This window comes from Mesorhizobium sp. M8A.F.Ca.ET.202.01.1.1 (genome assembly GCF_004791595.1).
GTDB lineage: Bacteria > Pseudomonadota > Alphaproteobacteria > Rhizobiales > Rhizobiaceae > Mesorhizobium.
Genome location: NZ_SRUN01000018.1, coordinates 64,602 through 76,931, shown reverse-complemented (window position 1 = coordinate 76,931; position 12,330 = coordinate 64,602). Strand labels below are relative to the sequence as shown.

Below are 12,330 nucleotides of genomic sequence, written 5' to 3'. Positions count from 1 at the left end.
CCAGGCTCCTCGACGATCGGATCCCAATCTTGGACACAGAATACAAACACGGGCTGGGCAACTACCAGCAGATGCGCCGGCTGGTGCTTGCCGTGCTCGTGGTGGTGCTGTTTCTGGCATTGCTTTTCGGCCAGTCGACCTTCCCGCCGGACACGCCGGTCCATGAATCGATCGAGATGTTCGGCGTGCTCTTGATTTTCCTCGGCATCGTCGGGCGCCTGTGGGCGACGCTCTATATAGGCGGACGCAAGTCGTCCGAGGTGGTGACCGGCGGCCCCTACTCGATCACCCGTAATCCGCTCTACGTGTTCTCGACCGTCGCCGCCGCCGGCGTCGGCGCGCAGATCGGCTCGTTCTCCGGCATCATCCTTTTCGCGGTTCTGTGCGCCGGTGCCTTCCATATCGTCATCCTGCGCGAGGAGAAATTCCTCAAGGAGGCGCTCGGCGCACCCTATGCGGACTATCTGGCGCGCGTGCCGCGCTTCTTCCCCAAGCTTTCGCTCTACCAGGAAGGCGACACCGGCAGCTTCAAGCCGCGCCTGCTTTTGACCACACTGCTCGACGGGCTGGTGTTTCTCATTGCGCTGCCGGCTTTCGAACTGATCGACGGCGCGCAACTGTCGGGCGTGCTGCCGGTGTGGTTCAGGCTGCCCTGAGAGGGGACAGTGCGTCGCACGGCCTGAGGTGTTGCGCCCGCGCCATCTTTGATCTATAGCACCGCCGTTCCAAGAAAACCGCCCGGCAGGGCATGCCGTGGCGGTTTCATTTGCTTTTCGGGCTTTGGTCGGCCTGGAGCGAACAAGAAGCGCGATCGTGCGCCAACAATACGGAGTAGCAAAATGCCCAAGATGAAGACCAAATCGGCCGCCAAGAAGCGGTTCAAGATCACAGGTACGGGTAAAGTGCTGTCGGCTGCGGCCGGCAAGCGTCACGGCATGATCAAGCGTTCCAACAAGTTCATTCGAAATGCCCGCGGCACGATGGTTCTGGCTGAACCGGATGGCAAGAAGGTCATCAAGAATTTTCTTCCGAACGGCCTTTAAGTTTTAAGGAGATCATGACATGGCACGCGTAAAAAGAGGCGTCACCTCGCACGCCAAGCACAAGAAGGTCCTGAAAGCCGCCAAGGGTTTTTACGGCCGTCGCAAGAACACCATCCGCATCGCCAAGCAGGCGGTGGAAAAGTCCCTGCAGTACGCTTATCGCGACCGCAAGAACCGCAAGCGCTCGTTCCGCGCGCTGTGGATCCAGCGCATCAACGCCGCGACCCACGAGCACGGCCTGACCTATGGCCGTTTCATCGACGGTTTGAACAAGGCCGGCATCGAGATCGATCGCAAGATCCTGTCCGACATGGCCATCCACGAGCCGCAGGCTTTCGCCGCCCTGGTCGCCAAGGCCAAGGTCGCGCTCGAATACCTGAAGAACACCACGCCGAACGCTTTTGAAAGCGCTGTCGCCTAGAGCATGATGCCAAAAAGTTTCTGACTTTTTGGACAACATCATGCTCCAGGGAAATTAGCGAGGAGCGCGATCTTTTCCGAAAAGTCTGCAACTTTTCGGGATCGGGCTCCGAGCCCAGCGCTTCCCAAGCATTCGCAATTCTGATTTGGGGAACCCGCGCTGGCACGGCTGGCGCGGGTTCTTTTGTCTCTGATGCCTGAACTTTCAACTTAGAAGTGACTTTCACTTTAAAGCTGACTTCCAACGTAGCGAGTTTGACCGTGAACGACGCAACTACCGGCTTGGATACGCTCGAAAATTCCCTGATGGCTGAGATCGCGTCGGCCGCCGATGAGCCGGCCATCGAGGCCGTGCGCATCGCTGCCTTCGGCAAGAAGGGCACCGTGTCCGAGATGCTGAAAACCCTTGGCGCCATGACCGCCGAGGAGCGCCAAGTCAAGGGCCCCGCCATCAACGGCCTCAAGAACCGCGTCACCGAGGCGCTGACGGCCCGCAAGGCTGATCTGAAGGATGTGGCGATCGCCGCCCGGCTGGCCGCCGAAAAGGTCGACGTGACGCTGCCGGTGCGGCAGTCGCCGGCCGAGCGCGGCCGCATCCATCCGATCAGCCAGGTCATCGACGAGATCGCGGCGATCTTCGGCGATCTCGGCTTCGCCATCGCCGAAGGTCCCGACATCGAGACCGACTACTATAATTTCACCGCGCTGAATTTCCCGGAGGGCCATCCGGCGCGTGAGATGCACGACACCTTCTTCTTCCAGCCGGACGAGAAGGGCGAACGCAAGCTGTTGCGCACCCACACCTCGCCAGTGCAGATCCGCACCATGGAGAAGCAGAAGCCGCCGATCCGCATCGTCATTCCCGGCAAGACCTACCGCCAGGATTCCGACGCCACCCATTCGCCGATGTTCCATCAGGTCGAGGGGCTGGTGATCGACAAGTCGGCCAACGTCGCCAACATGAAGTGGGTGCTGGAAGAGTTCTGCAAGGCCTTCTTTGAAGTGCCGCAAGTCAAGATGCGCTTCCGGCCGTCCTTCTTCCCGTTCACCGAACCGAGCCTCGAGGTCGACATCCAGTGCGACCGCTCAAGGCCAGGCGAGGTGCGCTTCGGCGAAGGCTCCGACTGGATGGAGATTCTCGGCTGCGGCATGGTGCATCCCAATGTGCTCAGGGCCGGCGGGCTCGACCCCGACGAATACCAGGGCTTTGCCTGGGGCATGGGCATCGACCGCATCGCCATGCTGAAATACGGCATGCCGGACCTGCGCGCCTTCTTCGACGCGGATGTGCGCTGGCTGTCGCATTACGGCTTCCGGCCGCTGGACATGCCGACGCTGTTCGGAGGCTTGAGCGCGTGACACCCCTGAAGACTCCTGCCGCCAGCCATTACGGAACAGCCCAATGAAATTCACCCTCTCCTGGCTCAAGGATCACCTTGAAACCGACGCCACGCTGGCCGAGATCGTCGAGCGGCTGACCTCGATCGGCCTCGAGGTCGAGCATGTCAACGACAAGGCAGGCCTGAAACCCTTCGTCATTGCCAAGGTGCTGACGGCAGTGCAGCATCCCGACGCCGACCGGCTGCGGGTGCTGACCGTCGATACCGGTGACGGCAAGCCGCCGGTGCAGGTCGTCTGTGGCGCGCCCAACGCTCGCGCCGGCCTGATCGGCGCCTTCGCCGCGCCCGGCACCTATGTGCCCGGCATCGACGTCACTTTGGCGGTCGGCAAGATCAGGGGCGTCGAAAGCCACGGCATGATGTGTTCCGAGCGCGAGCTGGAACTGTCCGACGAACATAATGGCATTATCGACCTGCCCGAGGATGCGCCGGTCGGCACCAGCTTTGCGTCCTATGCCCATCTCGACGATCCGGTCATCGAGATCAATCTGACCCCGAACCGGCCCGATGCCACCAGCGTCTTTGGCATCGCCCGGGATTTGGCGGCGAGCGGCCTCGGCCGCCTCGTCGGCGGCGCGATCATGCCGCATGTCGGCAGCGGCATGTGCCCGGTGAAGGTGACGATCGAGGCGCCGGAGCTTTGCCCGGGCTTCGCGCTCAGGCTGGTCAAGGGCGTCAAGAACGGGCCGTCGCCGAAATGGCTGCAGCAGCGGCTGATCGCCATCGGGCTGAGGCCGATCAGCGCGCTGGTCGACATTACCAATTACGTCACCTTCGACCGCGGCCGACCGCTGCACGTCTTCGACGCCGCCAAGGTCGCCGGCAATCTGGTCGTGCGCCGCGCCAGGGATGGCGAAAAGGTGCAGGCGCTCGATGGGCGCGAGTACACGCTGACGCCGGAAATGTGCGTGATCGCCGACGATAATGGCGTCGAATCCATTGCCGGCATCATGGGCGGCGAGCATTCCGGCTGTGACGAGACCACGACGGACGTGCTGATCGAATCCGCTCTGTGGGACCCGATCACCACGGCCCGCACCGGGCGCACGCTCGGCATCATCACCGATGCGCGCTACCGGTTCGAGCGCGGCGTCGATCCTGAATTCATGGTTCCGGGCATCGAACTGGCCACCAAGCTGGTGATCGACTTCTGCGGCGGCACACCGACGGAGACCGAGGTGGCCGGCTATGCCGGGCATCAGCCGAAGATCGTTTCCCTTCCGCTGTCGGAAGTGAAGCGGCTGACCGGCATCGAAGTGCCAAAGGCGGAGAGCCTCGACATCCTGTCGCGTCTCGGCTTCCACGCGCAGGGATCGGGCGACGTCGTCGACGTGACCGTGCCTTCCTGGCGTCCCGATGTCGACGGCAAGGCCGATCTGGTCGAGGAGGTCATGCGCATCCATGGCGTCGACAACATCGCGCCGCAGCCGCTCGGCGCGCATGACGTGGTCAACGGCAAGATCCTGACGACACTGCAGATCCGCACCCGTGCCGCCAAGCGTTCGCTTGCCGTGCGCGGCATGATGGAGGCCGTCACCTGGTCGTTCATTCCGGCCAAACACGCCGAACTGTTCGGCGGCGGCCAGACGGCGCTGAAACTCGCCAACCCGATCGCCGCCGACATGTCCGACATGCGGCCCTCGCTGCTGCCGGGGCTGATTTCGGCTGCGCAGCGCAATGCCGACAAGGGCATCGGCGACGTGGCGCTGTTCGAGGTCTCGGGCACCTATGAGGGCGATGGCGCCGACCAGCAGCGGCGCGTCGCCGCCGGCGTGCGCCGCGGCACGGCCAAGCTCGACGGCTCCGGCCGCAACTGGGCCGGCAATTCCGGTCCGGTCGGGGTGTTCGACGCCAAGGCCGACGCGGTCGCCGCACTCGAAGCCTGCGGCGCGCCGGTCGAACGGCTGCAGATCGAGGCCGGCGGACCGGCCTGGTATCATCCCGGCCGTTCCGGCACGATCAAGCTCGGTCCGAAGACCGTGCTCGGCACGTTCGGTGAGTTCCATCCGAAGACGCTGGAAGGGCTCGACGTCTCCGGGCCGCTATGCGGCTTCGAAGTGTTCGTCGACGCCGTGCCCGAGCCGAAGGTAAAGCCGACCAAGACCAAGCCGAAGCTGGAACTCTCCGCCTTCCAGGCGGTGAAGCGCGATTTTGCTTTCGTCGTGGACAAGGCGGTCGAGGCGGGCACGCTTGTTCGCGCCGCACTGGCCGCCGACAAGAAGCTGATCACCGGCGTCTCGGTCTTCGATATTTTCGAGGGTGGGTCGCTCGGAGCCGACAAAAAATCGATTGCCGTCGAAGTGTCTATCCAGCCGGTCGAGAAGACACTGACCGACGAGGATTTCGAGGCGCTGGCCAAGCGCATCGTCGAGAATGTCGGCAAGCAAACGGGTGGCGTGCTGCGGGGATAAAGGATTGCGGGTAGATGGCGAATCGCCCTCCAAAGGGTGATGAACCATCTGCGTCATTCCGGGCTCCCGTTTGAGAAACAACGAAGTGCGTTTCTCGGCATCGTCGAGGCTGATCCGCTGCTTGTCGAAACGCTGGCACGAGTGCGCGCGTTTGCCTTGCCGGATTGGCTGGTGGTTTCCGGCGCGCTCTACAACAGCGTCTGGAACCAGCTGACCGGCAAGTCGTCGGGCTACGGCATCAGGGATGTCGACCTCTTCTATTTCGACGACTCCGACCTGTCCTATGAGGCAGAGGACGCGGTGATCCGCCGGGCGGCTCGGTATTTCGAGGGACTGCCGCTGCCGGTCGAAGTGCGCAACCAGGCCCGCGTGCATCTGTGGTATCCGCGGAAGTTCGGACAGCCCTGCCCGCGTTATACGAGTTCCAGTGAGTCCGTCAGCTATTTCGCCTCGAAGACACATGCGGTCGGGGTGCGCTACGGCGCCGATGGGCAATTGGAGCTGGTGGCGCCGTTCGGACTCGACGATCTCTTCTCGTTTCGCATCACGCCGAACCGGGTGATGGACAACCAGCGGACGCATGAAGTGAAGGGTGCGCGGGCAAAGGAGAACTGGCCGGAGATTACGGTGGTGCCTTGGTAGGGCGCTGGCGCAAGGCGCCCCCCCTCTGGCCTGCCGGCCATCTCCCCCACTTGGGGGGAGATCGGCAGCTTGGCGGTCTCGCCCTCTTTCGACGTCGGCGATTGGCGAAGGCCGAAATGACATCCAATCTCCCCCTGGTGGGGGAGATGTCCCGGAGGACAGAGGGGGCGCCTCGCGCCAGCGTCTGAAAGCTAGCGGATGCCGAAAAATCTACCCATTCACCAGCGTCAGCAGTTCCTCCGTATAGCGCTTGCCCATCACCTTATCCGGTGACAGCGCATCGCCGATCGCCGCCACCTCGGCCGCACTTAGCTCGATCGCGGCCGCCGCCGTGTTCTGCTCGAGATGGCGGATTTTTCGTGCACCAGGGATGGGGACAATAAAGTCGCCCTGGTGCAGCACCCAGGCCAGCGCCAGTTGCGCCGAGGTGACGCCCTTGTCGGCCGCCATCTTTTCCAGCGTGGCGATCACCTCGGCATTGGCGGCCATGGCATCGGCCTGGAAGCGCGGCAGGACACGGCGCCAGTCATCGTCGCTCAAGGTCTCCGGCTTGGCGATGGTGCCGGTGAGCAGGCCGCGGCCGAGCGGGCTGTAGGGCACGAAGCCGATGCCCAACTCGCGGCAGACAGCGAAGACATCGTCTTCAGGGTCGCGGCTCCACAGCGAATATTCGCTCTGCACGGCCGCGATCGGGTGTACGGCGTGTGCCCGGCGGATGGTGGCGGCGCTCGCCTCCGACAGGCCCAGCGCCCGCACCTTGCCCTCACGCACCAGCTCTGCCATGGCGCCGACCGTATCCTCGATCGGCACGTTCGGATCCACACGGTGCTGGTAGTAGAGGTCGATGACATCGGTGCCAAGCCGCTTCAGCGACGCCTCGGCAACAGCCTTGACGTGCTCGGGACGGCTGTCGACACCGGCCATGCGATCCATGCCGGTGCCTTCCTCCAGGATCTTGAAGCCGAATTTGGTCGCGATCGTCACCTTGCCGCGAACCGATTTCAGCGCCTTGCCGAGCAGGATCTCGTTCTCGAAGGGGCCGTAGACCTCCGCCGTGTCGAAGAAGGTGACACCGATCTCGACGGCGCGGTGCAAGGTGGCGATCGCCTCGGCTTCCGGCTGGCCGCCATAGGCAAAGCTCATGCCCATGCAACCAAGGCCGACCGGGAAGACTTCGAGTTCAGTACCGAGTTTGCGGGTTTTCATCACGCGTCTCCTTGTTGTGATGCGGCAGAAATAATGCCTTGCGGTCCGTTCGATAATCGGCTCTTCTTAGTACGGGTCGTTCCAAGAAATAGATCAATGAACCGAGCGCATCTCTCACAGCTTGCGGTGCTGGCAACCGTTGCCCAATGCGGCAGTTTTCGCGGCGCGGCCAGGGAACTGGCGATCGCGCCTTCGGCGGTCAGCCACGCAGTCTCCAGCCTGGAAGCACGGCTTGGCGTGCGACTTTTGGCGCGCAGCACGCGCAGCGTCGCTCCGACCGAGGAAGGCGCACGGCTGCTTGAACGGTTGCGGCCGGCGCTGTCCGAGATCGACCTGGCGCTGGAAACGGCCGTCGAGGCGCGCGACCGGCCTGCCGGCAATCTGCGGCTGACCGTCCCGCGCACGGCTGCGCATCTGACGCTGACGCCGCGGCTCGGCGCCTTTGCCGCCGCCTATCCCGAGATCGTGCTGGAGATCGTCATCGAGGACCGCTTCACCGACGTGGTCGAAGGCGGTTTCGACGCCGGCGTGCGGCTCGGCGAAAGCCTGCAGCGCGACATGATCGCGGTGCGCATCGGGCCCGATCTTCGCGGCGCCGTCGTCGGCGCGCCGTCCTATTTCGCGAAGATGCCGAAACCTCGCCATCCGCGCGAGCTTGCCGACCATCGCTGCATCCGCTTCCGTTTCTCCAGCGGCGTCCTCTACCGCTGGGAATTCGAGAAGGACGGCGAGGAGATCGAAATTGCCGCGCAAGGACCGCTGATCCTCGACGAGGACCATCTGATCGCCCAGGCGGCGGTCGACGGCGCCGGGCTCGCCTTCGTCTTCGAGGACTATGTCCGCGCGCCGCTCGCCGACGGCCGGCTGATCCGCGTGCTGGAGGACTGGTGCCCGCCCTTTGAGGGATTCTTCGTCTATTACCCCAGCCGCCGTCAGATGCGGCCGGCGCTGAGGGCTTTCGTCGATTTCTTCAGGGTGAGCGGGTAGGCAACTCTGCCCCTTGGCGGCAAGGGGAAGAAAGCTGACCGCGCCAACGTTCGCCTCCCATGCAGACCATCACCAACACCACGACCCGCTATGGCTGGGCAACCATCGTCCTCCACTGGCTGATCGGGATCATCTTCATCGGCCAGTTCACACTCGGCTTCGTCATGGTCAGGACCCAGAGCCAGCGTACCGCCTTCGAGCTGATCCAGCTGCACAAATCACTGGGCTTTCTGCTGCTTGGGCTCATCATCCTGCGTATCGCCTGGCGGCTCGGCAACGCCGCACCGCCCTTGCCGCCTTCTGTCGGCGCCCTGGAGCGCCGCTCGGCGCCGTTGGCGCATCTGGCGCTCTATGTCTTCCAGCTGGCCCTGCCTCTGTCCGGCTGGGCGCTGGTTTCGGTCTCGACGCTGGAAATCCCCAGCATGCCGTTCAACCTGTTCGTCATGCCCAACCTGCCGCTACCCGAATCCGACGCCGCCGAAAGTTTTTGGGCGTCGGCGCACTGGTATCTCGCCTATGCCGGCATCGCACTGGTTGCGCTGCATGTCTGCGCGGCCCTGCGCCATCATTTCCTGCTGCGCGACAGCGTGCTGACACGCATGATCACGCCTTCGTCAACCGGGGAATAGAACGGGCCTTGATCTCGTTGGTGGGGTGAGGACGCGAGAGAGCGTTGCCTCCGAACAAGGAACAATCCAATGCGTGCGCGAATCCTCGGATTGGCGGCTGCCGCCGCCTGTCTTGCCATGCCCGTCTATGCGGCAGTCGTACTCGGCGATGCCGCCGGCAGCTATACGATCAGCCAGGCTGGTTCCGCGATCCGCTTCACCATCGGCAAGGCCGGCGGCGGCGGCTTCGATGGCGCCTTTGCCCGTTTCAAGGGCACGATCCGCATCGACAACAATGATGTCGGGCGCTCGAAAGTCGACCTCACCATCTATCCCGAAAGTGTCGGCACCGGCCAGGGCCGCATCGATGCCTTCCTGCGCTCCGATGCGGTGTTCGATGCGGCCAACAGTCCCGAAATCCAGTTCCGCTCGACAAGCGTGAGCCGCACCGGTGACACGACGGCGCTCGTCACCGGTCGGCTGACGGCGCGCGGCAAGACGTTTCCGGAAAAATTCACCGCCGAGCTCGACGGGTTGAAGGGCGGGGCGATCAAATTCCATGTCACCGGCAAGGTGCTGCGCTCGCACTACGGCATGGATGTCGGCACGCCGCTCTATTCCAACGTCGTCGATTTCGACATGACGCTGACTGGGAGAAGGGGCTAGGCGCGACCTGTTTCCTCGCCACAGCTTCGTGGGGCGGGGGACAGAGCACCCGCATTGGCTTTTCCGGCGATTTCGGGCAAACCTCCTTGCCTGTAACCGACAAGGAGAAGCGCGATGTTCCGATGGGGTGTGTTGTCGACGGCAAAGATCGGCCGCGAGCAGTTGTTGCCGGCAATCGTCGAGGCGGAGAACGGCGTGCTGTCGGCGATCGCCAGCCGCGACCTGTCGAAGGCCAAGGCATTGGGCGACCGCTTCGGCGCGCGCCATGCCTTCGGCTCCTATGAGGAGCTGCTCGCTTCCGACCAAGTCGACGGCGTCTATATCCCCTTGCCGACCTCGCAGCATGTCGAATGGACGGCCAAGGCCATCGAGGCCGGCAAGCATGTGCTGGTCGAAAAACCGCTGGCGCTCGACGCCAAGGACATCGCGCCCCTGATCAAGCTGCGCGATGCCAAAAAGGTGCTGGTCTGCGAAGCCTTCATGGTCATCTACCATCCGCAATGGATCAAGGTGCGTGATCTCATCGCCAGCGGCGCCATCGGCCGGCTGCGCCATGTGCAGGGCGCTTTCTCCTACTACAATGTCGATCCCAACAACATGCGCAACAAGCTCGATCTCGGCGGCGGCGCGCTGCCCGACATCGGCGTCTACCCGACCGTGTCGACACGCTTTTCGACCGGCAAGGAGCCGCTGCGCGTACAGGCGACGATCGAGCGCGACAAGACATTCGGCACCGACATCTATTCCTCGATCCGCGCCGATTTCGGCGATTTCGAACTGTCCTTCTACCTGTCGACCCAGATGGCGGCACGCCAGGTGATGGTGTTCCACGGTGAGAAGGGTTTCATCGAAGTGTTCTCGCCGTTCAATGCCGGGCTGTACGACCATCACCGCGTCGAACTGCACAACCAGAACCACACCGAGGCGCAGGTGTTCCGCTTTCCCGGCACGCAGCAATACAGGCTCGAGGTCGAGACCTTCGCGCGGGCGGCGCAGGGCGGCAAGGAGCGGGTCTTCACGCTGGAAGAATCCGTGCTCAACCAGAAAGTCATCGACGCCATCTTCCGCGCCGGCGACAACAAGGGCGGCTGGGAGACCGTCTGAGCCATTGTTTGACGCAATTCCGGACGGAAAACCGCCTCACACTTTTCCTGGAATTGCTTGCTTAACCGGCTAATTCTGGGGGGAACAAATGGCTGACGACGCGGACGTGATCATTGTCGGCGCCGGCCTTGCCGGGCTGGTTGCCGCCGCCGAGCTTGCCGAGGCCGGCAAGAAAATCATCATCGTCGACCAGGAGCCGGAGCAATCGCTGGGCGGCCAGGCGTTCTGGTCGTTCGGCGGGCTTTTCCTGGTCGATTCGCAGGAGCAGCGGCGCATGCGCATCCGCGACTCCCATGATCTGGCGCTCGAGGACTGGATGGGCACCGCCGCTTTCGACCGGCCGGAGGATTTCTGGCCGCGCAAATGGGCGGAGGCCTATGTCGGCTTTGCCGCCGGCGAGAAGCGCTCCTGGCTCCTGCAGCGCGGCCTGAAATTCTTTCCTGTCGTCGGCTGGGCCGAACGCGGCGGCGGCAATGCCATCGGCCATGGCAATTCGGTGCCGCGCTTCCACATCACCTGGGGTACCGGTCCCGGCGTGCTAGAGCCGTTCGTCCAGTGCGTGCGCGAGGCGCAAAAGCGCGGATTGATCGACTTCAGGTTCCGCCATCGGGTCAATGAGCTGACGCGGACGGGTGCGGCCGTGACCGGCGTGCGTGGCGACATCCTGCAGCCGAGCACTGTCGAGCGTGGCCACAAGAGTTCGCGCGATGTGTCAGGCGACTTCGAACTGCATGCCCAGGCGGTGATCGTCGCCTCCGGCGGCATTGGCGCCAACCATCAGCTTGTCCGCGAGAATTGGCCCAAGCGGCTGGGCACGGCACCGAAGCGCATGATCACGGGCGTGCCCGACCATGTCGATGGCCGCATGCTGGCCATATCGGAACAGGCCGGCGGCTCGATCATCAACCGCGACCGTATGTGGCACTATGTCGAGGGCATCAAGAACTGGGCGCCGATCTGGACCGATCATGCCATCCGCATCCTGCCCGGACCGTCCTCGCTGTGGCTCGATGCCCGGGGAAAACGCCTGCCGGTGCCGCTTTATCCCGGGTTCGACACGCTGGGCACGCTCAGCCACATCATGAGTACCGGCTTCGATTATTCCTGGTTCATCCTGACTAGGAAAATCATCCAGAAGGAATTCGCGCTGTCGGGCTCGGAACAGAACCCCGATCTGACGGGAAAAAGCTGGCGCCAGGTGCTCGGCCGCGCCACGTCGGGCATCCCCGGTCCCGTCAAGGCGTTCATGGAAAAGGGCGAGGATTTCATCGTCGAGGCCGATCTTTCGAAGCTGGTGGCGCGCATGAACGCGCTGGCCGGCGGCGAACCGCTGCTCGATGTAGCAGGGGTCGAGCGCGAGATCCGCGCCCGCGACATGCAGCTCGACAATCCGTTCTCCAAGGACATGCAGATCACCGCGCTGCGCGGCGCGCGCGCCTATCTTGGCGACCGGCTGATCCGCACGGCAAAGCCGCACAAGATGCTCGACCCGGCGAACGGACCGCTGATCGCGGTGCGCCTCAACATCCTGACCCGCAAGACGCTGGGCGGCCTGCAGACCGATCTCGACAGCCGCGTGCTGGGTCCCGACGGCCAGCCGGTACCGGGCCTCTATGCCGTCGGTGAAGCCGCCGGTTTCGGCGGCGGCGGCGTGCACGGCTACGCGGCGCTCGAAGGCACGTTCCTGGGTGGCTGCATCTTCTCGGGCCGCAGCGCGGGCCGGGCAGCGGCACGTTCGGTGGGGTGAGATGGCGGCGTCTTGCAGGCCTTTGGCCAGGCATGGCAAGGCCGACGCCATCGGCCGTGCAACCGACGAACCGCAGCGGTGGTTGAACGCGACCCG

12 protein-coding genes are annotated in these 12,330 nt (G+C 63.8%); 11 read left to right on the top strand and 1 reads right to left on the bottom strand.

The annotated features are described in order from the left end of the window. Positions 1–29 precede the first annotated feature (29 nt). The 6 genes from EN845_RS30140 (at position 30) to EN845_RS30115 (ending at position 5,916) form a co-directional block, all read left to right on the top strand. Positions 30–656 carry an isoprenylcysteine carboxylmethyltransferase family protein gene (locus tag EN845_RS30140; protein ID WP_127873321.1) on the top strand — a complete coding sequence of 209 codons (627 nt, stop codon included), beginning with the start codon at positions 30–32 and terminating at the stop codon, positions 654–656. Between the two features lie 183 nt (positions 657–839). Continuing rightward, on the top strand, positions 840–1,043 hold the full coding sequence (gene rpmI / locus EN845_RS30135) for a 50S ribosomal protein L35 (protein ID WP_006201248.1): 204 nt from the start codon (positions 840–842) through the stop codon (positions 1,041–1,043). A gap of 19 nt (positions 1,044–1,062) precedes the next feature. Further along, complete coding sequence (rplT, locus tag EN845_RS30130) at positions 1,063–1,464, top strand: 50S ribosomal protein L20 (protein WP_006201247.1); 402 nt, start codon at positions 1,063–1,065, stop codon at positions 1,462–1,464. A 305-nt stretch (positions 1,465–1,769) separates the two neighbouring features. Then, complete coding sequence (gene pheS, locus EN845_RS30125) at positions 1,770–2,822, top strand: phenylalanine--tRNA ligase subunit alpha (protein WP_245511840.1); 1,053 nt, start codon at positions 1,770–1,772, stop codon at positions 2,820–2,822. A 43-nt stretch (positions 2,823–2,865) separates the two neighbouring features. Next, a complete protein-coding gene (gene pheT, locus EN845_RS30120) occupies positions 2,866–5,274 on the top strand; it encodes a phenylalanine--tRNA ligase subunit beta (protein ID WP_127873319.1) in 2,409 nt (802 codons plus the stop codon). Positions 5,275–5,313: 39 nt separating this feature from the next. Further along, positions 5,314–5,916, top strand: a complete 603-nt coding sequence (locus tag EN845_RS30115) for a nucleotidyltransferase family protein (protein WP_127873318.1) — start codon at positions 5,314–5,316, stop codon at positions 5,914–5,916. 210 nt (positions 5,917–6,126) lie between these two features. Here EN845_RS30115 and EN845_RS30110 read toward each other — a convergent pair whose 3' ends face one another. Beyond that, positions 6,127–7,122, bottom strand: coding sequence for an aldo/keto reductase (locus EN845_RS30110; RefSeq protein WP_127873317.1), 996 nt, complete (start codon positions 7,120–7,122; stop codon positions 6,127–6,129). Positions 7,123–7,218: 96 nt separating this feature from the next. Between EN845_RS30110 and EN845_RS30105 the strand changes: the two genes are divergently transcribed. The 5 genes from EN845_RS30105 to EN845_RS30085 all read left to right on the top strand — a co-directional run bounded on the left by EN845_RS30105 (position 7,219) and on the right by EN845_RS30085 (position 12,234). After that, entirely contained in the window at positions 7,219–8,109 is an 891-nt protein-coding gene (locus EN845_RS30105; protein ID WP_127873316.1) for a LysR family transcriptional regulator, read from the top strand. Positions 8,110–8,168: 59 nt separating this feature from the next. After that, positions 8,169–8,738, top strand: a complete 570-nt coding sequence (locus tag EN845_RS30100) for a cytochrome b (protein WP_127278795.1) — start codon at positions 8,169–8,171, stop codon at positions 8,736–8,738. A 69-nt stretch (positions 8,739–8,807) separates the two neighbouring features. Further along, complete coding sequence (locus tag EN845_RS30095) at positions 8,808–9,383, top strand: YceI family protein (protein WP_127873315.1); 576 nt, start codon at positions 8,808–8,810, stop codon at positions 9,381–9,383. A 114-nt stretch (positions 9,384–9,497) separates the two neighbouring features. Further along, positions 9,498–10,487 carry a Gfo/Idh/MocA family oxidoreductase gene (locus EN845_RS30090; protein WP_127873314.1) on the top strand — a complete coding sequence of 330 codons (990 nt, stop codon included), beginning with the start codon at positions 9,498–9,500 and terminating at the stop codon, positions 10,485–10,487. An 88-nt stretch (positions 10,488–10,575) separates the two neighbouring features. Further along, positions 10,576–12,234: an FAD-binding dehydrogenase gene (locus tag EN845_RS30085; protein WP_127873313.1), complete on the top strand. Its 1,659-nt coding sequence runs from the start codon at positions 10,576–10,578 to the stop codon at positions 12,232–12,234. Positions 12,235–12,330 lie beyond the last annotated feature (96 nt).